The sequence below is a fragment of the Deefgea chitinilytica genome (assembly GCF_016881405.1).
GTDB lineage: Bacteria > Pseudomonadota > Gammaproteobacteria > Burkholderiales > Chitinibacteraceae > Deefgea > Deefgea chitinilytica.
Genome location: NZ_WOFE01000012.1, coordinates 20,308 through 43,124, shown reverse-complemented (window position 1 = coordinate 43,124; position 22,817 = coordinate 20,308). Strand labels below are relative to the sequence as shown.

Here is a 22,817-nt window from a genome sequence, read left to right as displayed (position 1 = left end):
CTTTTTTTTAGCTTAAATACTTTCAATTTTTTAGCGTGGTGAGCTGTTTCATCGTCGGGCGTCGATTTTATAAGTAAGATCGATTTTTTCGAGGGCATCAGCATGAAATGGATTTGGCTGGCAGGCATGGTATTGGCACCACTGACTTGGGCAACTGAGTCGATTTTGGCAACGGGGCGCTGGGTACACAATGAGGGTCGCTATCAAACAACGTGGCCCGGTGGCATGCTCTCTGCGCAATTCACAGGAACATCGATTGGCATCGTTCTGGATGATGAGCGTAGTTATTACGTCGTTCAAATCGATGGCAAACCCGCACAGCAAATCAACCCCGCCAGCGGCAAACGCACAGTCTGGCTAAAAAATTTGCCAGCAGGCACGCACCGTGTCGACCTGATTCGCCGCAATGAATCGCCAGAATACATAGGTCAGGTTTACGGTTTTGTGCTCGACGGCGGTCAATGGCAAGCGGCGCCTGAAGCCCCTAAACGCAAAATAGAATTTATTGGTGACTCATTTACCGCGGCCCTAGCTAATTTATCCACCCAACGCGAATGTAGCGAGCGTGAAATCGCCGCCACCACCGATGCCAGCCAAGGCTTTGCAATTCAAGTCGCGCGTGAATTGGGCGCACAATGGCAGCTCAATGCGATGTCAGGCATGGGCATGGTCAGAAACTGGGGCGGTAATCTGCCTGACCGCAATTTCCGCACCTTTTATTCTCGTCAATTACAAACCGAAGCCAATAGCCAACTCGATCCACAATGGCAGCCCCAAGTGGTGGTAATTGGCTTGGGAACCAATGATTTTTCGAGCAAAATCAACGCGGGCGAAAAACGCAACGCCGAGCAACTCGAACAAGACTTTCTGACGGCCTATCGCCAATTAATTGCACAACTGAATACGCGCTATCAACAGCCGCAGATTATTCTCACGGCGCTCAAATTGTGGCCCGATGATCAGCTGCGCCCCTTGGTGAAAACATTAGTGACTGAAACCAACACCGCCGGTAATTCACGAGTGCATTATCTGGAATTAAGCCCGATGCAATTGACTGGCTGTCAATGGCACCCCAACTTGAGCGACCACCAACAAGTTGCTGCGCAGTTACTGGCTAAAATTAAAGAAATCAAGCCCAATTGGTAATTCGGCAGCGATCCCGCCGCAGCTCAATTGTCGGCTACAGGAATACCCTAGTACTCCAAAGCAGAGTGCTGCTGCATGATGCCGATACTCGCTGAAATACATTGGCATTTTTTTGTCTGCTTTGGAAATTCTTCATATGAAAAGCGCTTCTTATACATTGCTTGCCGCCGCCATCGTCGGCCTTTCTGCTTGTGGCAAACAAGCTCCAGTTGGTACTGAAACAGCGGCGTCTACGCCCGTTGCCGATACCGCCACCACCAATGCTGACGTGATCAAAATCGGTAACGCCGCCGCGCTGACCGGCCCTGCTGCCCATTTCGGTAAAGACATCGAAAATGGTGTGCAATTGGCGATGGACGAAATCAATGCGGCTGGCGGCGTTGATATCGCCGGCAAAAAAATGAAGCTAGTAATGGTGTCCGAAGATGACCAAGGCGACCCAAAAACGGCGACCAATGTGGCACAGCGTTTCGTCGATGCCAAAGTCGCAGGTGTGATTGGTCATATGAATTCAGGCACGACCATCCCTGCATCAAAAATCTATTCTGATGCTGGCATCGTGCAAATTTCTCCATCAGCAACTGCCGTGGCCTACACCAATCAAGGCTTTAAAACCGCATTCCGCGTGATGGCCAACGATGCGCAGCAAGGCAAAGTGCTCGGCCAATACGCAGTGAATAAACTCGGCGCGAAGAAAATCGCGATTGTCGATGACCGCACCGCCTACGGCCAAGGTTTAGCCGATGAATTTGAAATTGCCGCGAAAGCAGCTGGCGCAGAAATCGTTAAACGTGAATTCACCAATAACCAAGAGACCGACTTTAACGCGGTATTAACCAGCATTAAATCCGCCAAGCCCGATTTGATTTTCTACGGCGGCATGGACGCACAAGCGGCGCCATTGAAAAAACAAGCGAAGAAACTCGGCGTAACGGCCAAAGTAATGGGAGGTGACGGCGCGCAAACGCCAGAATTCATCAAATTGGCAGCAGGTGATGCAGAAGGCATGGTAGCGACTAGCCCAGGCACACCAAAAGACCAGCTCGCTGGCGGTAAAGCCTTCCTTGATAAATACAAAACCAAGTTTGGCACCGACGTGCAATTGTACTCACCGTACAGCTACGATTCAGTGCACGTAATGGTAAAAGCCATGCAAGAAGCGGGTTCAACTGAACCTGCGAAATACTTGCCAAAATTGGCCGCAATAAAACACGACGGCGTAACTGGCCCGATTTCATTTGATGCCAAAGGCGACATCAACGACGGCGCGATCACCGTTTACACCGTCAAAGACGGCAAATGGGAAATCCTCGAAGTCGTTGGCGGGGCTGCTGCTGCAAAATAATTCAATTGATCATGGAATGAAAAAAGGAGCTTTCGAGCTCCTTTTTTTACGGTTGGGTGTTTTGGCGGTTTGTATTCAAATGTCGCCAAGCGACCCACAGCAGCCATTGAAGACCCTTAGTGGAAAAAATATTTTACGCTCATAGAGCAATTCATTATCACGAAAGATATTCCGCGGTTTCGGGCCACACCCCAGACTCTTGGAGTTTCCCTCTAATTATAGGAATTAGACGGAACATACACCCTGCATCCGTTGATACCGCGCCGAGTTTTTCGCCGTTCGAAGGCTCGAGGAGGACATAGTCCCAGATTTCTGCACTAATGCGAACTATACCTGTAGCCTCGGCAGCGTGAAGACGGTCAGGGTAGAAGCGATAGATAGCATTAGCGTCATGGTTTTCGATTAACCGACAGTCGCAGGAAAACATTGTCATGTCTGTGGCCTAAGATGAAATACACCTGTGTAGTTGTATATGTTGTGGTTCAATAATTTGGAAGCGTGACTTTGGCGAAGCCCTCAAGTTCGGAATTGCCCCAAAGCGGAAGCTGTTAAGCAGCAATTATTCACAATGCTGATTTTTCATTTGAGCGGCATGCTCTTTAGCCGCTCTCTTCGTAACGGCTGTCCATCCATTATTTGTTACAGCAGCTAAAATAATCCGGCATTTCTCAAGGTGTTGCAGAGCCAATTCCCGATTGTTGGATGAAGACATGTTTTTTATGAATGAATCGGCCCAAAGTAATATACAGATAAACCCACCTCTGCAATCCTGAAAATATTCATCTCCCGGACCTTGAATAAGATTCTCAGCGACAGAAGTAAAAATTTTCTTGTATTCAGGATTGCTCATCCAGCGGCCTTTCTAGTGTTGATTCGGTATTACGGCAAACATGGAGAGTCCGCTTCTGGCCGAAAACAGCCTTTCCTTAAATTTAATCGAATCAATTAATTCAAGGGGCAGTGGTAAGAAATTAGTTTATTCTAAGTATTGCTGATTAGGTATATGTCTATACTTATTAATTATCATGACTCTGCAAGCAATACCCAGCAAAAAACCCGCCGTGGCGGGTTTTTAAGCGCAGCAACTGTACAATCATTTATTCCAAATGCGCCAGTGCGCGGCGTTCAGCAACGGCGTTGGCGAGATTCAACAGTAACTCTTCAGTTGTTTCCCAGCTGATACATGCATCGGTAATCGATTGACCGTAGGTCAATTCTTTACCTGCGTTGTCGTCTTGGCGGCCTTCGACCAGATGGCTTTCGACCATCACACCGAAAATCGCTTTATTACCAGCAGCAACTTGCGCACAGGTGTCGTTGCACACCAGCATTTGGCGACGGAAATCTTTGCTGCTGTTGCCGTGGCTAAAGTCGATCATGATTTTTTGTGGCAAGCCAACTGCCGCCAAATCGGCGCTAGCTGCACGCACATGCGCTTCATCGTAATTCGGTGCTTTACCACCGCGCAAGATCACGTGACAATCCGGATTGCCGCCAGTCGCCACAATCGCTGAATGACCATATTTAGTCACCGACAAGAAATGATGCGGTTGACCGGCTGATTTGATCGCGTCAAATGCGATTTTCAAATTACCATCAGTGCCGTTTTTGAAACCGACTGGGCAAGACAAACCCGATGCCAATTCACGATGCACTTGTGATTCAGTCGTCCGTGCGCCAATCGCTCCCCAGCTCATCAAATCAGCCACGTATTGCGGTGTGATCATATCGAGAAATTCACCCGCCGTTGGCAGGCCGATATTGTTTAAATCAACCAGCAATTTACGCGCAATACGTAGGCCTTCGTTGATATTGAAGCTGCCATTGAGGAATGGATCGTTGATCAAACCTTTCCAGCCCACCGTGGTGCGTGGTTTTTCGAAATACACGCGCATCACGATTTCGAGGCGATCTTTGTATTGTTCACGCAATTTCACCAAACGGTTGCCGTATTCGATGGCCGATTTAGGGTCATGAATTGAGCATGGGCCAATGATGACCAACAAGCGGTCATCTTGATCGGTGAGCATACGGTGAATCGCTTGGCGGGTTTCAAATACCGCAGTCGACGCGATCTCATTGACTGGATATTTCTCAATCACCGCAACCGGCGGCAAGAGTTCTTTAATTTCGCGGATACGAACGTCGTCGGTTTGATATTGCATAATCTTCCCTACCTGCGTGCCTAAGGGCATTTATTCTTCGAAAGGAAAGAGATTAGCGACAAATGCGCGCAAGTTCAAGGAAATTCCCTGTGAGGTGTGAGGCGTGAGGCGTGAGGCGTGAGGCGTGAGGCGTGAGGCGTGAGGCGTGAGGCGTGAGGCGTGAGGCGTGAGGCGATTTAGCGTAAATTCACAAAATCTAGTGTGTAAAGCACTTGTTAGGTCTTTGTCCATTTTTTGTGGGACTGGCACACAATCAACTTTGGAGCAAAATCGAGCAAGAACGCAAAGATTTTACACCTCACTCCTCGCGCCTTACTCCTCACCTTTATTCAGGCAATCGGCGCAAACGCCTTTGACGGTGATTTCGACTGCGTTGACTAAAAATTTGGCGGGAACGGTCAGCGATAAATCGGTGCTGACGTGTTCTAAGCAATAGAACCGCCCGCAAGATGTGCATTGAAAGTGTGCATGCTGATGCGGGGCGGAGGCCACTGAAAACCGCCACACGCGGTCGTCACCCGAGAGTTTGTGCGCCAATCCCATGTCGGTCAGCCAATCTAAGACGCGATAGACCGTGACCCGATCTGCTTCTGGCTCGAGTGCTGCGAGCACGTCTTGGTGCGACAGCGGACGCTGTGCGGTCAATAAGACAGCCAAAATATTAACCCGCGCAGGCGTAACACGGGCGCGGGTTTTGACGATGAGTTCGCTCGCTTGCGCAAGCGCGGCTTGGCTCATCTTAATCTGCGTATTGCTTTTTCTGACGTTCGCGGCGTTCTTGCGCTTCCACCGTCAATGATGCGGTTGGGCGCGCAAGCAAACGCAGCAAGCCGATAGGTTCGCCAGTGTCTTCACAGAAACCGTAATTATTGTCGTCAATCTTGCGGATCGTCGAATCGATTTTCAGCAACAATTTGCGTTCACGATCACGGGTACGCAATTCCAAGGCGTATTCTTCTTCCAACGTGGCACGGTCGGCCGGATCAGGAGTCGCTTCTTGTTCTTGCAAATGATTGGTCGTTTGCGTGGCATTGATGACCAATTCTTCTTTCATCTGCAATAGACGCTCGCGGAAAAACTCGAGGTGGTCCGCATTCATATAATCATCTTCGGAACCTTTCCAGCTAATGATGTCTTGTTCTGTGAGCTTGGCCATGATTCTTTCTCGCTTATCGAAAACTACTGTAATCGCGTTAATGTCTAGGTGTAACAAGGGTCTGCAATTTGCAGCAAGCACTACCCGTCAGCAACACTAGCTAGCGCAAAACTTTTGCTTTACTACTTACATCAAATGAAACAGTAAATGGGGCAGCAGCTTAATCAACTCCGCATTCTTATGCAATACACCATTTATCACAGTTTTGTTAAATTATTTGCTTACTGCGCCAATACCCAGCGAATAATCACGCGCAGATCTTTATCGTCGATCTGCTGCGCAGGCATCGGAATCTTGCCCCATTTCCCGCCAGGCAAGCCTTTGCGGACTTCCGCCATCAACATCGCCTCGGCGTCTTTCTGCCCTCTGTACTTGGCAGCGACCTCTTTGTACGCCGGACCGACAATTTTTTGCTCTACTGAATGACAGGCTAAACAGTTGTATTTTGCCGCCACTTTTGCGCCATCTTCTGCTGCGATTGCTGGTGCAGCCAATAATGCAGAAATTAAAATAATTCGGAGCATGGTGTCTTAGCCTCTATCAAGAAGTGTTTCCTTTATTGTACTCCGCTTCACTCTTGAAGCGGCACGCCGCCTAAGCACTGGGTCGGCTGTGCTACACTCACGCGGTTATAAAGTTACGGCGTATGAAGGAAACAGCATGGATCGGCGGGATCGTTTTATGGCAATCGCCATTGGTTTTTCAATCATTGCGCACGCCTTTCCCATTTTTGGCATCAAATTCGTGATGCCCGATCCACGACAATTTCTCTCGCAGCAGCCTCTTGATATTGTGCTGGTCAACCAAAAAACCAAGAGCAAGCCGACAAAAACAGATGTTGAAGCCCAAGCCGATCTCGACGGTGGTGGCAACACCGATGCGTTGAACCACCGGGTGAAATCCGCTTTACCAGCAGACAGCAAAGCGCCATCACCCGAACTAGAACAAGTTGAAGCCCAACAAAAGCAACTCGAAGATCGCACCACGCAGTTGATGACCCAACTGAAAAACAGCAAAGCATTTCAAACGGATAGCAAAAACACCCCAGAAAAACCAGACGGTAGTGGCAAAGAAGCCGAAGAAAGAAAACTGCAAGAACTCAAAATGGCCGGTCTAGCCGCGCAAATTGACAAGCAAAATCACGCCTACCAAAGCAAGCCCCGCAAAGCCTTCGTCGGCGCGCGCGCCAAGCAAACCAGCGTTGCGATGTATATGGACGACTGGCGACAAAAAATCGAAAAAGTCGGCACGCTGGCTTATCCAGTCGATCCGAACGGCAATAAAATCTACGGCCAATTGCGCGTCACCGTTGAAATCGCCGCCGATGGGCGTTTACTCAATGCTGAAATCGACAAATCTTCCGGCAACCCACAGCTGGATAAAGCTGCGGTGCGAATTCTAAAAATGTCGTCTCCTTTCAAAAAACTACCGCCTGACATGCTCGATGCGGCAGGCAAACCCGCGCAAATCCTCGTGATTACCCGCACTTGGACCTTTGAGCGCCAAACGACGTCGATCGACTAATGCGCATCCTCGGCATCGACCCCGGCTCACGCACCACTGGTTTTGGTGTCATTGATGTCGTTGGGCAAAACCGGATTTACGTCGCTTCGGGCTGTATCAAAACCCAAGGCGGGCCACTGCCAGAACGCATCAAAATTATCCTCGACGGCATTGCCGAAATCGTTCGTACCTATCAGCCCAATGAATCAGCGGTCGAGCAAGTCTTCGTCAACGTCAATCCCGCCGCCACGCTGATGCTCGGCCAAGCCCGCGGCGCGGCAGTCGCAGCCTTGGTGCTCGCTGGATTGCCAGTGACGGATTACACCGCGCTACAAGTCAAACAAGCCGTGGTCGGCAACGGTCACGCCGATAAAGAACAAGTCGGTCTGATGGTACAACGACATTTGCGCCTGTCTGGCATTCCACAGTCCGACGCTGCTGACGCGCTCGGCGTCGCCCTCACCCACGCGCAGCACAGCGGCGGCATCGCCAAAAAATTGATGGAATATCAATTGTCGATGAAGCGTGGGCGGATGGCATAGATAGATGTATTTGACGTTAGCCTTTGTTAAATAATAGCTATAGGCATATACATCTAAATAAATAGCTTTGTATAGATTACCTTTTGATGGTTTTAAGTGCCTGCGGCACATTGTTTTACAGTCGCAATCCGCGACGGGGACTTACTTCTCTTGCTTCGCCAAGAGAAGTAAGCAAGAGAAGGCGACCCGGGCGCGCCCAGCTCCGCTGTGCCCTCGGTCGTTCGTGAGCCAAACGATCAAACCGTTTGTCTCTCTCCTCACTCGGTGCGCTTAGACGGGAATTTAAACCCCAGCTCATCAAGCGTGGCGCAGCATCAACACCAAATCTGAACATTACCAAATAAATTTATGTCATCAATTACTGAAGAGGTTTTTATGCTTCTTGCGCCTGAACAATTCTTCGGCTTTCTCAGCGCAGCAGTACTGATTACGCTCTCGCCCGGACCGGATAATTTGATGGTGCTGAGCATTGGCGCAACGCGAGGTCGACTGCGCGGTATGGCCTTTGGAATGGGCTGCGCATTAGGCTGTTTAAGCCACACCTTGCTCGCCACGCTGGGCATTAGCGCTTTGATTGCAGCATCGCCGATTGCCTTTAGCGTGCTCAAAATCATCGGCGGTGTGTATCTGATTTATTTAGGCTGGCTGGCGCTGAAAAGTCGCGGCGGCGCTACTGTCGGCACCAGTAGCAGCCAAGAAAACGCAGGCAAGTTGTTTTGGCGCGGTGTCTTTGCTAATTCAATCAATCCGAAAGTGGTACTATTTTTTCTGGCTTTCTTGCCACAATTTGTCGATGCCGCGCGTCATGATACGGGCTGGCAAATCCTGCAATTAGGTATCATCTTCACGCTGCAAGCGATATTGCTGTTTGGTTCGCTCGGCTTTTTTGCCGGATCTATTGGGCGTTATTTAAACCAACATGCATCAGTTAGCGCATGGCTAGATCGAACTGCGGGTTCAATTTTTGTCGTCCTCGGCCTGCGACTCATCATTCATCCTTAAGGCAAAACCAATGACCCTCAACGATTACGCACTCTGGCGCGGCTTGCATGTGTTGGCGATTGTATTTTGGATCGGTGGCGTGGCATTTGTAACCACCATCTTGATTCCCGCGCTACGCCGGAGCGGCAACGATTACGCGCTATTTGAAAAACTCGAACACCGTTTCGGTCTGCAAGCCAAATTCAGCACGCAAATCGCGATGATTTCGGGTTTGATGATGCTGCATCTCAGCGATAGTTGGTCACGGCTTGCCGATACTTGGTGGCTATGGGCGATGATTGCCACATGGTGTATCTTCACGCTAATGTTGTTTGTATTAGAGCCGTGGCTGATACATCGAGTGCTTCATCATAAAGCCCAAATTGATCCAGCAGCCACGATGGCATTGTTGCAACGATTGCATTACGGCTTACTCTCTCTCAGTTTGATCACCGTCGCGGGTGGCGTCATCGGCGCACATGGCGGAGCTTGGTTTTAATCACTGTGACATATTACCCAGACCCCGCCACGACGCTTCGTTAGAATCCGCAGCTCATTGATTTGGAATTATTAGCTCATGCGCAATTTTAGTTTACGCAGCAGTGCCATCGCACCCGATACGCTGCGCCGCCTAAAGTGGCTGGCCGGCACGGGCCTAATTGCATTCCTCGCGCTCACCGCCGCGATTGATACGCCCTTTCTCAATGCCATCGACCAAGGTATGAGCCACGCGCTGTATAACGCGCACCCGATCTGGGTTGCTATCTGCCGCGTACTGGCATTACTGGCGAGCTTTCCCGGCTCATTATTGATTTCCCTGTGTTTTAGTCTGTGGTTTTGGTCGCGCGATCGCTTCGCCGCTTATGGCTTGCCGCTGGCCGTTGTCGCCAGCTGGAGTTTGGCGGGCGTGATTAAATACAGCGTGCTGCGCCCACGGCCCGAACTGGAACACCTTGCCCACGCCAACAGTCCCTCGTTTCCCAGCGGGCATTCGATGGTCGCATGGGCCTTGCCGTTTATCTTGGCGCTGATTTTTTCGCAACGTCATCCCGAAAAAGGCCGGAAGTTTTACACCACTGCTTTTCTCACCGCGCTCATTTGCGGCTTGGCGCGAGTCGGCCTGGGCGTGCATCACTTTAGCGATGTGCTGGCGGCGTACAGTGCAGCGATGATCATCGTCGCCGGATTTGCCATTCTGTACGCCAAGCATCAATCACGCAGTTGGGGATAAAGCGAAAATTTGCACTTTGAATGCGGCAAAGTGAACGAACGTCCAGAAATGCGGCTACAATAAGCAGTAATTACTTTTTGGAAGAGTCGCTATGATTGGACGTCTCACTGGCCTAATTATCGAAAAACAGCCGCCGCACATTGTGCTCGACGTCAACGGTGTCGGTTATGAAATCGACGTACCAATGAGCACATTTTATGTGCTGCCGCATCTAAGCGAAAAAACCACGCTGTTCACGCATTTAGTCGTGCGCGAAGACGCGCAATTACTGTACGGATTTGCCAGCAAAGACGAGCGAAATAGCTTTCGCAGCCTGATTAAAGTCTCTGGCATCGGCGCCAAAATCGCGCTGGCGATTCTCTCTGGCATGAGCTCGGACGAGCTCGCTAGTGCCGTTGCCGCGGAAGATATCCAACGTCTATCGACCATACCCGGCATCGGCAAAAAAACCGCCGAGCGTCTGGTGCTCGAACTACGTGGCAAACTCGCCACCAGTGGCCTGACCAGCACGCCGGGCGGCCTGCCCTTTGCCACCACACCCGACGACCGAAGTGATATTCTCAATGCCTTGCTGGCGCTAGGCTATAACGAACGCGAAGCCAATATGGCGATGAAAACACTGCCGCTCGATACCGATGTGTCGACGGGGATTCGGATGGCGTTGAAGGCGTTGGCGAAGGGATAAATCACATTTATTGCTGTGCCGCGCTCGTTAAGTTAGGGTTTTAAAACCCCGTCTAAGCGCACCGAATGAAGGAGAGAGACAAACAGGTTTATCGTTTGGCTCACGACTGACTGAGGGCACAGCGGAGCTGGGCGCGCCCGGGTCGCCTTTCTTTGCTTACTTTCTTTGGCGAAGCAAAGAAAGTAAGTCCCCGTCGCGGATTGCGACTGTAAATACCGTGCCGAAGGCACTTAAACAATAGCGCACGTATTGAACTGCAGGCCATTCTTATCAATGGCTACATTCATATACATCACCAAAAGCATACTATGATCGAAACTGACTCGCTGTTCTCTGCCCCGCCACCTGATCGAATGATCACGGCGCAAAAGATGTCGAACTCGGAAGACGCACAAGAAAAAGCGCTGCGACCAAAATTGCTCGATGAATACGTCGGGCAGATGAAAGCGCGTGGCCAGCTGGAGATTTTTATCGAAGCCGCCAAAAAGCGGGGTGAAGCGCTCGATCACGTTTTGTTATTTGGCCCGCCGGGACTCGGCAAAACCACATTGGCGCACATTATTTCACGCGAATTGGGCGTCAATTTGCGGCAAACGTCGGGGCCAGTGTTAGAACGCGCTGGCGATTTGGCGGCGCTACTGACCAATCTTGAACCGCACGATGTACTATTTATCGACGAAATTCACCGTCTTTCTCCGGTAGTCGAAGAAATTCTCTACCCTGCACTGGAAGACTTCCAGCTCGATATCATGATTGGCGAAGGCCCAGCGGCGCGCTCAGTTAAACTCGACCTACCACCGTTTACCTTAATCGGTGCGACAACACGTGCGGGGATGTTGACCAATCCGCTGCGCGATCGTTTTGGCATTGTGGCGCGGCTAGAATTTTACACGCCGGAAGAGCTCACCCGCATCGTGACCCGCTCAGCCAAGCTGATGAATGTCGAGATGAATGATGAGGGTGCGTTTGAAGTAGCCCGCCGTTCACGCGGCACGCCACGGATTGCCAACCGCCTGCTGCGCCGCGTACGCGATTTTGCCGAAGTCCGCCACGATGGCGTGGTCACACAAGCGATTGCCGATCAAGCCCTGCAAATGCTCGACGTTGATCATGCCGGTTTGGATGTGATGGATAGAAAAGTGCTGCGGGCAATTTTGGATAAATTCGCTGGAGGTCCGGTTGGGTTGGATAATGTCGCCGCCGCAATCGGCGAATCATCCGATACCATCGAAGAAGTCATCGAACCCTACTTAATTCAGCAAGGTTATTTACAACGCACGCCCCGCGGCCGTATGGCGACGCTCAGCGCTTATCAGCACTTCGGACTTAATCCACCCAAAACAGAGACTTAACGTTAGTTTTCCACGAAAAACATACAAATTTAGTCCACGAAACCCACGAAAGACACGAAATCAATGCAAAGGCTGAGTTTTCAACTCTTGTTCGTGCTTTTCGTGGGTTTCGTGGACTCACGATGTTGACCTTATATTCCCGCCTGTCACGATCCCCGTTTTTAGCCTTTCTGCCTTAATTGCCGTAATTAATCACAATTACGCTATTATCATGAAGAAAATTTAGGCAAAATCATTAAACTTTTTTCGCGTTGTCAGCTCGAAACTTCAATTCTTATTCAACTCACAGCCCATCTGGAGCTTAGATTCATGCAGCCTGTTGAAGATATGTCGATTATTAGCTTGGTATTGCAAGCGAGTATCGTCGTGCAAATGGTCATGGTGTTATTACTGGCACTGTCGTTTATGTCGTGGTGGCATATTTTTAGTAAGCATTTCACCATCAGCACCGCCAAAAAACACACCGATGAATTTGAAGATCGCTTTTGGGGTGGCTCAGATTTGAATGGCCTTTATGAGCATGTCAAACATAGCCGCAACGCGATTGGTATGGAAAAAATCTATATGGCGGGTTTCAGCGAGTTTTTAAAACTGCGCCAAAAATCAGGTATGGAATTATCAGATGTAATGGAAGGTGCGCGCCGCGCGATGCGCGCATCTTGCCAGCGTGAACTCGATCATCTGGATAAGCACACGTCCTTCCTCGCCTCAGTTGGCTCAGTCAGCCCGTATATTGGTTTGTTCGGTACTGTATGGGGCATTATGTACGCGTTCAAAGGCCTCGGTAATGTCGGCCAAGCCACACTGGCAACCGTCGCACCGCATATTGCTGAAGCGCTGGTTGCCACGGCGATTGGTCTATTTGCCGCGATTCCAGCCGTTGTGGCCTACAACCGTTTTGCACACGATGTTGATCGTTTGGCAGGGCGTTTTGATACCTTTATCGAAGAGTTTTCCAACATCTTGCAACGCCAAATCGGTAAATAAGGGAGCGAACCATGGCTCGTCGCCCTCGCCGTAGTAAAAACGAAATCAATGTGGTGCCCTATGTCGATGTGATGCTGGTGCTGCTGGTGATCTTTATGGTCGCTGCGCCCGGCATGCCATCGGGTTTGGTGGAGTTGCCCTCCGCTGGCAAATCCAGCCAACAAGTCACTGGCAATCCAATGACAGTAGAGATTAGCAAAGATGGCGCTTTGCTGCTCAAAGATGGCAATGAAAAAACGCCATTTACTGATGCCAAATCGCTGGCTGCCACGATTAAAGAAAAAGTCGACGCCGCCGCTGGAACCGAGCGCCCTGTGGTCATCGCAGCGGATAAAAATGTGCGCTATGAAATCGTGATGCAAACCACCGACGCGCTGCGAATCGCTGAAATCCCACGCGTCGGTCTACAGGTTTATCAGAAGTAATGAATCCAAATCGCTCAAATTATCCTGATGAAAGTCGTGGCATTTCCTTTGTGTTAGCTTTGGGTATGCACGTGCTGTTAGCTGGATTTTTGCTATTTTCTGTGCAGTGGAAAACCAAAAAACCGGAGCCGGTCGTCGTTGAACTCTGGGGCGCGCCACCGCCCGCTCCGGTTGCTAGTGAACAGACCGAGCAGCCCAAACCTGTCAAAGTACCCGAGCCAAAACCTGAACCGATTCCAGTTCCGGTTAAAGCGCCGGACATCGTCACCGAAAAAGTAAAAGCGACCGCAGTGCCAACCGCCAAACCAACCGCGACGGCCAAACCAACGCTTGCACCTACATCGACTCCTGTACCGACCATCAAACCAACGGTCGCGCCAAGTGCCAAACCAAAACCCACTGTCACACCAACGGCAGCGCCAAAAAAAGCCGAAGTGAAAAAACCAAAGAGTGAATTAGAAGACGCACTATCGTTTGACAATATGCTCAATACCAGCAGCAAAAACGACAAACCAAGCCCGAACGCAAAAGCGGGCGGTAAACCGGGTGGTACTGGCGATACCGTAGGCGCAACGGGTGGCGCGGGGAAAGGCAAAGGTAGCGGTTTAGGCGAAGCCTATGCACAAAGCATAGGTCAAGAAATTGCACAAAAAGCGGTTTACACCAGCAGCAGCGGCAAGAAACCGCGTGTGGTTTACAAAATTTACCTGTTCCCAAGTGGTGAGATTCAAAGAATCGAATTACTTGAAGCCAGTAAAGATCCGGCGTGGGACAAAGCCATCGAGCGCGCTATTCATTTGTATGCCCCATTCCCAAAACCACCGAACGGCGCATCGTTCAACGATTACCGTGAAGTGCGCTGGGCCTTTAGCCCACCTTAATTTCTGATGCAGGAGCTGTGATTGATGAAACACTATTTCCGCGCGCTGTTGATGTCGCTGCTATTGGCAGCCAGCACAGCGCAAGCTGATATGACGATTGAAATTGTTGGCGTTGGCAGTCAGCAATATCCAATTGCGATCATTCCATTTCAAAATGAGAACCTCGACCAACAGCCTGTGACACCAGTGATTGGTAGCGACTTAAATACCAGTGGTGTGTTTAAGGTGCTACCCATTGCTGATCGTAGCCTACACGCCTATACCCCTGCCGCGCTCAATCTAGCCGCGCTGCAAGCCAGTGGCGCGCAATACGCAGTACTCGGGCAAATTTTTAACGAAGGTGGCCAGGCCGTAATTAAGTTCTGGTTGATTGACATCGTCACCAAACAAGAACTGATCGCCTACGAAAAACGCGGTAATCCAGCACAACTGCGTCGAATGAGCCATCAGATTGCCGATATGATCTATGAAAAAATCACCGGCAAATCAGGGGCATTTTCATCGCGGATTGCTTATATCCTCAAAACAGGCAAAGCTTTTGAGCTGCAAGTCGCGGATGCCGATGGCTATGGCGCGCAAACCGTCTTGAAATCCAAAATGCCGATTATGTCGCCACGCTGGTCACCCGATGGTGGCAAATTGGCTTATGTTTCGTTTGAGCTCGAAAAACCCGTTGTTTATGTGCACGAACTGGCCACTGGCAAACGCTGGCAAGCGGCTAATTTCAAAGGTAGTAACTCATCACCGGCATGGTCACCCAATGGTCGCCAACTGGCAGTCGTACTCAGTAAAGACGGCGGCAGCCAGATTTATATTGTGAATGTCGACGGTACAAATCCACGTCGTATCAGCCAAGGTGGTGAAATTAACACTGAACCAAGTTTCACTGCCGATGGTCAAAGCATCGTCTTTACGTCGGACCGAGGCGGTAGCCCACAGATTTATCGCCAATCGATCAATGGCGGCAATGCGGAACGGCTGACTTTTTCGGGTGGCTATAATGCCAGCGCGAAAATTTCTCCGGATGGCAAATCGATGACTTACATCACGCGTGACAATGGTTACCGCGTCGCGGTAATGGATTTAGCCACCCGTCGTAGCACGACGCTGACCTCAACCAATATGGATGATTCACCGTCGTTTGCGCCCAATAGCTCGATGATTTTGTATGAAACGGATGTGGGCCGCCGTGGCACGCTGGCAATTGTTTCTAGCGATGGCAAAGTAAAACAACGCTTGAAATCGCAAAACGGTGAAGTTCGCCAACCCGCGTGGGGCCCGATGTTGCGTTAAGTTTCACGGCTCAATTGAACACACTCATCCGATATTTATTGTTTAATTAATTGGAGTAAGACATGAAAAAAATCGCCCTCAGTATCGCTATGACAGCCGTACTCGCTGCGTGCTCAAGCACGCCAACCGCTCCGATCAAAGATCCAAATGCTGGCCAGCAAACGAATAACACGGGTAATAATGGCAGCGAAATCAAAACTGTCGATACCAGCAAGACCAGCGGTAAATCGATGTATCCAGAGCTAACCGATCCAAGCAATGTGCTCTCACAACGTCGTGTTTATTTTGATTTTGACTCATTCATCGTTCGCCCAGAATTTAACGAAATGGTACAAGCCCACGCTAAATTCCTGCTCAAACACAAAGACGTGAAAATCATCTTGCAAGGTAATACCGATAACCGCGGTACCGCTGAATACAATTTGGCACTTGGTCAAAAACGGGCTGAAGCTGTGTTTGCGATGCTGAAAGCCTTGGGTGTACCAGAAAGCCAAATTGAAGCTGTCAGCTTTGGCGAAGAGCGTCCACTGGAAAACGGCGACACGGATGAAGCATGGGAACGCAATCGTCGTACCGATCTCGTATACCCAGGTGAACAAAGCAAGTAATCAATACTGACCCTCAAACGACACGTTTAAAGTCAGAAAATGGTCCACGAAAAGCACGAAAACACACGAAAAGAGATCGAAAGTTGACTAGCACCCGACCTACGATTTACTTTCGTGCTTTTCCTGTCTTTCGTGGACTCCGTTTTTAATACTGCTCAGGACTACCTTACCGTTATGAATAAACCAATGCCCCACTTCAAAAAAAGTCTTATCGCCTTCGCACTGGCGGCTTGGAGCGCGTCTTCTCAGGCGGGTTTATTCGACGATGACGTTGCGCGCAAACAAGTGGCCGATCTCACCGCCAAAGTGCAGATGCTACAAGAACAAAATCAACAGCGTATCGAGCAGCTCGAAGCGGGCAATAAACAAATCATCAATTTGGTTCGCCAAATCGAAGCGCAAAAAGACACCTTGGCCAAACTCAATGGCCAAAATGAAATGCTGCAATTTAATCTGGATGAAGCTGTTAAGCGGCAAAAAGATTTATACGTCGATTTAGACACGCGCTTACGCGCAATCGAGCAAGCCAAAGCAGAAACGAAAGCGGCAGTGCAATTGAGTGAACAAGAAAGCTTTGATAATGCAGTGGCCTTAGTACAAGCGAAAAAATTCAAAGAAGGCAGCGCTGCGCTAAATAAATTTGCCGTTGACTACCCAAAAAGCGACAAACTCCCCGCCGTGCAATATTGGCTAGGAACAAGTTATGCCTTTAGTAAAGACTATAAATCAGCGACTTCGGCATTTAAAAACGTCATTGAAAACGCACCCAATGACGCCAAAGCGCCCGATTCCTTACTCGGCTTAGCGTCAGTTGCGGCAGCAACGGGCGATAAAAAAACCTCGCGCAATTACCTGATTACAATTATTGAGCAATATCCACAGTCGGATGCCGCAGGCAAAGCCAAAAAAGCATTAATGGCGCCGAACTGATTGCAGCCTAGGGAAATTGTTAACAGCTTCACGTATTAAATCGGTATAAAATAGGCAACGGCATCGGATTTCGATGCCGTTTTTTTATTAGCGCCGTTTTAACGATGGCCAGCGCAAGATTGAACGTCGCAGGCCAGTTAAAACGAGTTCTAATTTTCCCCCGGACTGTTCTCCGGTTAGGAGCTTAAATGCGTGAAGAACTTAGAATTACCGAAATATTCCATTCGCTACAAGGTGAAACCAGCCGGATGGGCTTACCCACCGTGTTCGTTCGCCTGACTGGCTGTCCGATGCGCTGTGGCTATTGCGACAGTGCTTATGCGTTTACTGGCGGCAAAACGCAGACAATTGACGACATTATGCAGCAAATCCGTGCATTTTCATGCAAGACTGTTTGTGTAACGGGTGGCGAGCCTTTGGCGCAAAAGCCAGTCCATCTGCTATTCAAGCGCCTGTGCGATGAAGGCTTTGACGTTAGCGTCGAAACCGGCGGTGGCCAACCGATTGATTGCGTCGATCCGCGCGTATCGCGAATTTTAGACATCAAAACCCCGGGCTCAGGTGAAATGCACAATATGCATTGGCCGAATGTCGACGTGGTAACCGAGCACGATGAAATTAAATTTGTGCTGGTAGATCGTGCCGACTACGAATGGGCCCGCGATAAAGTCCGCCAAGAAAAGCTCAATGAACGCGCTCCGGTGATTTTCTCGCCGGTGTGGGAAACGCTGAAACCGGTGGATTTAGCCGAATGGGTGATCGCTGACCAACTACCGGTTCGCGTCCAAGTGCAATTGCATAAAATACTCTGGGGTGAAAAACCAGGTGTATAAACGGCTAGCCATTTTTATGTAATGCGTAGATAAATATACCTAGGATTTTTGATGGTCGTTCAACGTTTACTCATCAGAATCAAACACCTGCCAAGTCGTAGCCGTACGACTTTGGCGTTGTGGCTGGGTGCGGCTTTAGTTGGATTGGTGGCGTATTTACTCGCTGCCGCTGCAGAGATTGCCTTTGCTGGATTTAGCGCATTACAAACAAAATGGTGGTGGTGGCCGCTGCTGTCTTTGCCGCTCGGCGGCATGGGTATTCACTGGCTGATGCAGCATATTGGCGCTGGCGCGCAAGGTAGTGGAATTCCTCAGGTTCAAGCCGCGCTGCAACTGAATGATCATCCGCAACAAATCGAACGCATCTTGTCGCCGCGTATCGCGATAGCGAAATTCATCGCGATTGTTTTGGGCTTGGGCAGTGGTTTCGTATTAGGGCGCGAAGGGCCAACGGTGCAAATCGGCGCGAGTATTATGTTTGCTTGCCGCAAATTATTGCCGATCGATGATCCGGTATTTCGACGGCAATTGATTTTGGCGGGTGGTGCAGCAGGGATTGCGGCGGCGTTTAATACGCCGCTGGCGGGGATTGTGTTTGCGTTTGAAGAGCTGGCGCGCTCGGTGGAAGAAAAAACCTCGGGTAAATTACTCGGCGCGGTGATTTTGGCAGGTTTGGTTTCCTTGGCTTTACAAGGCAACTATATCTATTTTGGCAAAATTCATGTGCCGCCATTTAGTTATTCGATCTTGATTCCCTTGGTTTTGATTGCAATCGCCGCAGGCTTGATTGGCGGCGCTTTTTCTTGGCTTTGCGTCAATGTATCGACTTGGATGCCAATAAAAATAAAGCTTTTCAAGCAATACCACCCCTATTATTTTATTGCCAGCATTGGATTATTAATTGCGGTTTGTGGTTTAGTCGCGCCGATTTATGGCAGTGGTGCAGAAATCACCAGCGCAGTGATCGCTGGGCACGCTGAATTAGCGTGGTACTTTTTGCCGCTGAAATTCATCGGTCAATTAGGCACATTTTTAACCGGTTTACCGGGCGGAATTTTTGCACCATCCTTAAGTTTGGGCGCAGGAATAGGCAGTTGGTTTGTGCCGCTGTTTGATCCGGCACTCAAAATTAAGCTGATTGCAATTGGCATGGTCGCCGCGCTCGCCGCAATTACCCGCGCGCCGCTGACCTCAGCGATTATTTTGATGGAAATGACCGATGGCCACGATATGGTGATTTCCATCATGGCCGCAGCGATGATTTCCGCCAGTGTGGCGCGTATTTTTAAAACGAATTTGTATCATGACTTGGCTGAACAAGTGCTTGCTGGTTTACGCAACACGCAGCCAACGCTCACTAAAAAGAGAAATGAAAATGAATAAAAAAGCCGTCATTTTATTATCAGGTGGTCTTGATTCCGCCACTTGCCTGGCGATGGCCAAAGCCAAAGGTTTTGATTGCTACGCGCTGTCGTTCGATTATGGCCAGCGCCACAATGCCGAGTTGCAAGCGGCAGCCCGCGTTGCCAAATCGCTCGGCGCGATTGAACATCGCATTATCAAAATTGATTTAGCCGGTTTTGGCGGCTCGGCACTGACCGACGCCAATATCGCCGTCCCCGTTGATGGCGTTGAAAACGAAAATGAAATTCCGGTGACTTATGTGCCTGCGCGCAATACCGTGTTGCTATCGTTTGCTTTGGCGTGGTCTGAAGTACTCAAAGCCGATGATATTTTTATTGGTGTGAATGCGGTGGATTATTCGGGTTACCCTGATTGCCGCCCAGAATATATTTCCGCATTCCAAGCGATGGCGCGTTTGGCGACCAAAGTCGGCGTAGAAGGCTCATCACTGAATATCCACACGCCATTGATTCGTTTGAGGAAAGCAGAAATCGTCACCGAAGGGCAAAAACTCGGCGTCGATTACAGTTTGACCGTGACGTGCTACCAAGCCAACGAAGCCGGCGAAGCCTGCGGCGTTTGCGACGCTTGCCGTTTGCGCGCAGCGGGATTTGCTGCGGCCAAGATGGCCGATCCAACGCGGTATGCCAACTCAATGATCCATGAATAAAAATCGCCCCTTATGACGGTGGGCTAAGCAAAAACTATTTGTCCACGAAAAACACGAAAAGGCATGAAAGAAAATCATAGTTCAATCGCGAATGCTCTTGTTCGTGATTTTCGTGTTTTTCGTGGCCCCTTTGACCTTGCCTCAAATAATGGGCGCCCATATACCCGCTCCCGCGATAAGCTCAATTTATTAAAACGACAATCCAATGAAATCAGCCCTCACCACCCGCCTTGGTCTTGTATTTGCAATGGCAGAAGAACAACAAGGTTTAGCCGAGCACTTACAAGACGTGCAAATTCATCACATCGGCAAACGTGAGTATCGCAGCGGTACGCTCTGGGGCGTGGCTTGCGTGTGCGTATTGTCGGGCATTGGTAAAGTCGCCGCCGCCAGTACGGTGACTAGTTTGATTCAGCATTTTGGCGTGACTGAGATTGTATTAAGCGGTGTGGCTGGTGCGGCCGATGCCAGTTTGCGCGTTGGCGATATCGTCATCGCGGATGAGTTGATTCAGCACGATATGAACGCGTTTCCGATATTCCCAAAATTTGAAATCCCGCGCAGCGGTAAAAGCCGCTTTGCCACATCAGCACAACTGAGCCAACAGCTCACGCAAGCAGCGCAAATTTTTATTGCGCAGCAAATGAATCAGCACATCAGCGCCGCAGCGCGCGCGCAATTTGGCCTCGAGCAAGTACAAATCGTCGCTGGGCTGATTGCCAGTGGCGATCAATTTATTCAGGATTTGCAAGTATTGGCAGGGCTGAAACAAGAATTGCCAGACTTGCTGGCGGTCGAAATGGAAGGCGCGGCGATTGCGCAAGTTTGCGATGATTTTGAAATTCCGTATGCGATTATGCGCACGATTTCTGATGAAGCCAATGAACATGCGCATTTGGATTTCAAGCAGTTCATTCACGAAGTGGCCGCGCAATACAGCCTGGGTATTTTGCGAGAATTTTGTGCAGACTACGCCAAGTAAATAAGATTAGGTATTGATCTGTGGCCATTCATTAATATGGGCTATAGCTCAATACCTTAGCTGCCATATCCCAATTCAGTGATATTCGTGATCGTGCCGCCGACAAATTTCACCTTCATCATAAAGCGTTGCGGCCCAAAATTATAGATCCATTCGGTATACACTTGCTCACCACCATAGCGGCGATTACCCCAATGATCGGTGTAGTAATACGGTGCGCTAAATTCATTTTTTTCCGCTGGTGAGCCGCAATTTTGCTCAACGCGCGTCATTGAATCACCCAATTCAAGCAAAGACTGGCCACAGCGCATTCCTGCCGCTGCGACGGGTAGTGCAAGGCAAAACAAAACAATTACCAGTGCCAGTGCCAGTGCCAGTACTTTTCGCATGGTTTAATTCCTTTTTGGCAACAAGAGCAAAGGCGCCGCAATGCCAAACGCCAAGGCCAGCACAATCATCCCCGCCTTCACCCCACTCACCCCCGCCGCAACCAATAACTCTTGACCCGATTCGCCCACTGGTAAAGTCGCAATCCCTAATAAGGCCTGCACTGCCTTATACATATAAGTCCCCGGCACCATTGGAATCGCGGCACTAATGGCATAAATAATCGCCGGCTCATTCCGCCGCGTCGACCACCATTCAGCGATCAAACCAATCAAAATAGCAGCCACTAAAGTACCCAAAACAATATCGCCATGCATCGTCAAAACGAGTTTACGCGCTGCGTGCCCCAAAATCGCCAGCGCGCCACACATCCATAGCGCCCGCGGTGGCACATTAAATAAGAGTGCAAAACCTAAAGCCGCCGGTGCAGCCCAAATTTCTAGCAACCAAGCGTTCATTTAAATCCCCAAAATCCGTAGCGCCAAACTCACACCGACCGCAATACCAAAAATAATCACCGCACTCATCGCAAAGCGAACCATGCCATTCAAATAATTAGCATTGAGTAAATCAGATGCGCCATTAATCAATGGTACGCCCGGAATTAAAAATAGCACCGACGCCGCCAAAGCCGCTTCGGGTGTATCAGTGAGGTGGCGCAAGAGACCAACTGATAATAAAGCGACAAAACTCGCTGCGGTGGCAAATACCGAAGGCTTGAAATGACGCAAAACTAAATAAAAGCGCACCGCCATCCCCAGCGTCGCACCAAATGTCGTAATCAAAATCGCCGCGATATCGCCACCAAACAAAGCCGCAAATGCGCCGCACGACAAACCAACCAAGGTTGTAATCAACCAGCGTGGATAATGAATCGGCCGTTTGGCAATCTCATCCAATGCATGCTGAGCATGCGCAGGATCTGCGTCACCCTGCTCTAAGTCGACCAGCCACTGATTAAGTGATGTGAGTAGCGCAAAATTCGCGCCCATATGCGGCGCTTTACGAAAACCGGTTTCACGCTGCTCCCCCCATTCAATCGTCGCACCGATATTGGTCGAGGAAATAATCACTTCCACCCGAGCAGCACCAAGGGCTTTAGCAGTCCGTTGAATGATCAAAGAAGTGCGATGCGTTCCCGCACCTGATTGGTGGGCAAGTAGGCCAGCTTGAAGTGATAAAACCAAAGCGCTAGCAAGTGAAGTGTTGTATTTAGTGGATGTAGTCATAACCGAATCATAGCGTTTTATTTGTGCATTGAATATTGGCAACAATCAAAATTCTTACAGAAAATCAAGCCGTTAATAGGAT

27 protein-coding genes are annotated in these 22,817 nt (G+C 49.8%); 19 read left to right on the top strand and 8 right to left on the bottom strand.

Annotated elements, in window-relative coordinates; genetic code table 11:
• The first annotated feature begins 102 nt into the window (after positions 1 to 102).
• Both GM173_RS15195 and GM173_RS15190 read left to right on the top strand, forming a co-directional pair.
• Positions 103 to 1,146, top strand: a complete 1,044-nt coding sequence (locus GM173_RS15195) for an SGNH/GDSL hydrolase family protein (RefSeq protein ID WP_203572240.1) — start codon at positions 103 to 105, stop codon at positions 1,144 to 1,146.
• Between the two features lie 136 nt (positions 1,147 to 1,282).
• Positions 1,283 to 2,491 carry a branched-chain amino acid ABC transporter substrate-binding protein gene (locus GM173_RS15190; RefSeq protein WP_203572239.1) on the top strand — a complete coding sequence of 403 codons (1,209 nt, stop codon included), beginning with the start codon at positions 1,283 to 1,285 and terminating at the stop codon, positions 2,489 to 2,491.
• A 559-nt stretch (positions 2,492 to 3,050) separates the two neighbouring features.
• Here GM173_RS15190 and GM173_RS15185 read toward each other — a convergent pair.
• The 5 genes from GM173_RS15185 to GM173_RS15165 all read right to left on the bottom strand — a co-directional run bounded on the left by GM173_RS15185 (position 3,051) and on the right by GM173_RS15165 (position 6,336).
• Complete coding sequence (locus GM173_RS15185; RefSeq protein ID WP_203572238.1) at positions 3,051 to 3,341, bottom strand: hypothetical protein; 291 nt, start codon at positions 3,339 to 3,341, stop codon at positions 3,051 to 3,053.
• A gap of 247 nt (positions 3,342 to 3,588) precedes the next feature.
• A complete protein-coding gene (aroG, locus tag GM173_RS15180) occupies positions 3,589 to 4,656 on the bottom strand; it encodes a 3-deoxy-7-phosphoheptulonate synthase AroG (protein WP_203572237.1) in 1,068 nt (355 codons plus the stop codon).
• Between the two features lie 312 nt (positions 4,657 to 4,968).
• A complete protein-coding gene (locus GM173_RS15175; protein WP_203572236.1) occupies positions 4,969 to 5,394 on the bottom strand; it encodes a Fur family transcriptional regulator in 426 nt (141 codons plus the stop codon).
• Position 5,395: 1 nt separating this feature from the next.
• The gene (gene dksA, locus GM173_RS15170; protein ID WP_203572235.1) at positions 5,396 to 5,812 is read right to left on the bottom strand and encodes an RNA polymerase-binding protein DksA; all 417 of its coding nucleotides are present in this window, start codon (positions 5,810 to 5,812) and stop codon (positions 5,396 to 5,398) included.
• A gap of 221 nt (positions 5,813 to 6,033) precedes the next feature.
• Positions 6,034 to 6,336, bottom strand: coding sequence for a c-type cytochrome (locus tag GM173_RS15165; protein ID WP_203572234.1), 303 nt, complete (start codon positions 6,334 to 6,336; stop codon positions 6,034 to 6,036).
• A gap of 157 nt (positions 6,337 to 6,493) precedes the next feature.
• On the opposite strand from GM173_RS15165, the gene GM173_RS15160 reads away from it, so the two are divergent.
• The 17 genes from GM173_RS15160 (at position 6,494) to GM173_RS15080 (ending at position 21,119) form a co-directional block, all read left to right on the top strand.
• Complete coding sequence (locus GM173_RS15160) at positions 6,494 to 7,336, top strand: energy transducer TonB (RefSeq protein WP_203572233.1); 843 nt, start codon at positions 6,494 to 6,496, stop codon at positions 7,334 to 7,336.
• On the top strand, positions 7,336 to 7,857 hold the full coding sequence (gene ruvC / locus GM173_RS15155; RefSeq protein ID WP_203572232.1) for a crossover junction endodeoxyribonuclease RuvC: 522 nt from the start codon (positions 7,336 to 7,338) through the stop codon (positions 7,855 to 7,857). The genes GM173_RS15160 and ruvC overlap by 1 nt, the downstream gene beginning before the upstream one ends.
• Positions 7,858 to 8,232: 375 nt before the next feature.
• Positions 8,233 to 8,859, top strand: coding sequence for a LysE family translocator (locus GM173_RS15150; RefSeq protein WP_203572231.1), 627 nt, complete (start codon positions 8,233 to 8,235; stop codon positions 8,857 to 8,859).
• A gap of 10 nt (positions 8,860 to 8,869) precedes the next feature.
• Complete coding sequence (locus GM173_RS15145) at positions 8,870 to 9,337, top strand: hypothetical protein (RefSeq protein WP_203572230.1); 468 nt, start codon at positions 8,870 to 8,872, stop codon at positions 9,335 to 9,337.
• 78 nt (positions 9,338 to 9,415) lie between these two features.
• Complete coding sequence (locus GM173_RS15140; protein ID WP_203572229.1) at positions 9,416 to 10,069, top strand: phosphatase PAP2 family protein; 654 nt, start codon at positions 9,416 to 9,418, stop codon at positions 10,067 to 10,069.
• A 91-nt stretch (positions 10,070 to 10,160) separates the two neighbouring features.
• Complete coding sequence (ruvA, locus tag GM173_RS15135; protein ID WP_203572228.1) at positions 10,161 to 10,754, top strand: Holliday junction branch migration protein RuvA; 594 nt, start codon at positions 10,161 to 10,163, stop codon at positions 10,752 to 10,754.
• Positions 10,755 to 11,062: 308 nt separating this feature from the next.
• The gene (gene ruvB / locus GM173_RS15130; protein ID WP_203572227.1) at positions 11,063 to 12,106 is read left to right on the top strand and encodes a Holliday junction branch migration DNA helicase RuvB; all 1,044 of its coding nucleotides are present in this window, start codon (positions 11,063 to 11,065) and stop codon (positions 12,104 to 12,106) included.
• Positions 12,107 to 12,415: 309 nt separating this feature from the next.
• Positions 12,416 to 13,093, top strand: coding sequence for a protein TolQ (gene tolQ, locus GM173_RS15125; protein WP_203572226.1), 678 nt, complete (start codon positions 12,416 to 12,418; stop codon positions 13,091 to 13,093).
• An 11-nt stretch (positions 13,094 to 13,104) separates the two neighbouring features.
• Positions 13,105 to 13,518 carry a biopolymer transporter ExbD gene (locus tag GM173_RS15120; RefSeq protein WP_203572225.1) on the top strand — a complete coding sequence of 138 codons (414 nt, stop codon included), beginning with the start codon at positions 13,105 to 13,107 and terminating at the stop codon, positions 13,516 to 13,518.
• Entirely contained in the window at positions 13,518 to 14,399 is an 882-nt protein-coding gene (tolA, locus tag GM173_RS15115) for a cell envelope integrity protein TolA (RefSeq protein WP_203572224.1), read from the top strand. The genes GM173_RS15120 and tolA overlap by 1 nt, the downstream gene beginning before the upstream one ends.
• Positions 14,400 to 14,423: 24 nt before the next feature.
• Entirely contained in the window at positions 14,424 to 15,692 is a 1,269-nt protein-coding gene (gene tolB / locus GM173_RS15110) for a Tol-Pal system beta propeller repeat protein TolB (RefSeq protein ID WP_239078553.1), read from the top strand.
• Positions 15,693 to 15,754: 62 nt separating this feature from the next.
• Entirely contained in the window at positions 15,755 to 16,300 is a 546-nt protein-coding gene (gene pal / locus GM173_RS15105; protein ID WP_203572222.1) for a peptidoglycan-associated lipoprotein Pal, read from the top strand.
• Positions 16,301 to 16,486: 186 nt separating this feature from the next.
• Entirely contained in the window at positions 16,487 to 17,230 is a 744-nt protein-coding gene (gene ybgF / locus GM173_RS15100) for a tol-pal system protein YbgF (protein WP_203572221.1), read from the top strand.
• Between the two features lie 188 nt (positions 17,231 to 17,418).
• Positions 17,419 to 18,063, top strand: coding sequence for a 7-carboxy-7-deazaguanine synthase QueE (gene queE / locus GM173_RS15095; protein ID WP_203572220.1), 645 nt, complete (start codon positions 17,419 to 17,421; stop codon positions 18,061 to 18,063).
• 51 nt (positions 18,064 to 18,114) lie between these two features.
• Positions 18,115 to 19,446, top strand: coding sequence for a chloride channel protein (locus GM173_RS15090; RefSeq protein WP_203572219.1), 1,332 nt, complete (start codon positions 18,115 to 18,117; stop codon positions 19,444 to 19,446).
• Positions 19,439 to 20,137, top strand: a complete 699-nt coding sequence (gene queC / locus GM173_RS15085; RefSeq protein WP_239078552.1) for a 7-cyano-7-deazaguanine synthase QueC — start codon at positions 19,439 to 19,441, stop codon at positions 20,135 to 20,137. The genes GM173_RS15090 and queC overlap by 8 nt, the downstream gene beginning before the upstream one ends.
• A gap of 205 nt (positions 20,138 to 20,342) precedes the next feature.
• Positions 20,343 to 21,119, top strand: a complete 777-nt coding sequence (locus GM173_RS15080) for a 5'-methylthioadenosine/adenosylhomocysteine nucleosidase (RefSeq protein ID WP_203572217.1) — start codon at positions 20,343 to 20,345, stop codon at positions 21,117 to 21,119.
• Between the two features lie 56 nt (positions 21,120 to 21,175).
• Here the strand turns inward: GM173_RS15080 and GM173_RS15075 are convergent, their stop codons facing one another.
• The 3 genes from GM173_RS15075 to GM173_RS15065 are packed head-to-tail and all read right to left on the bottom strand — an operon-like array spanning position 21,176 to position 22,735.
• Positions 21,176 to 21,508: a DUF2845 domain-containing protein gene (locus GM173_RS15075; protein ID WP_203572216.1), complete on the bottom strand. Its 333-nt coding sequence runs from the start codon at positions 21,506 to 21,508 to the stop codon at positions 21,176 to 21,178.
• Between the two features lie 3 nt (positions 21,509 to 21,511).
• Positions 21,512 to 21,964 (bottom strand): threonine/serine exporter family protein, encoded by a 453-nt coding sequence (locus tag GM173_RS15070; RefSeq protein ID WP_203572215.1) that lies wholly within the window; start codon positions 21,962 to 21,964, stop codon positions 21,512 to 21,514.
• Positions 21,965 to 22,735, bottom strand: a complete 771-nt coding sequence (locus GM173_RS15065; RefSeq protein ID WP_203572214.1) for a threonine/serine exporter family protein — start codon at positions 22,733 to 22,735, stop codon at positions 21,965 to 21,967. It abuts the gene before it with no gap.
• Positions 22,736 to 22,817 lie beyond the last annotated feature (82 nt).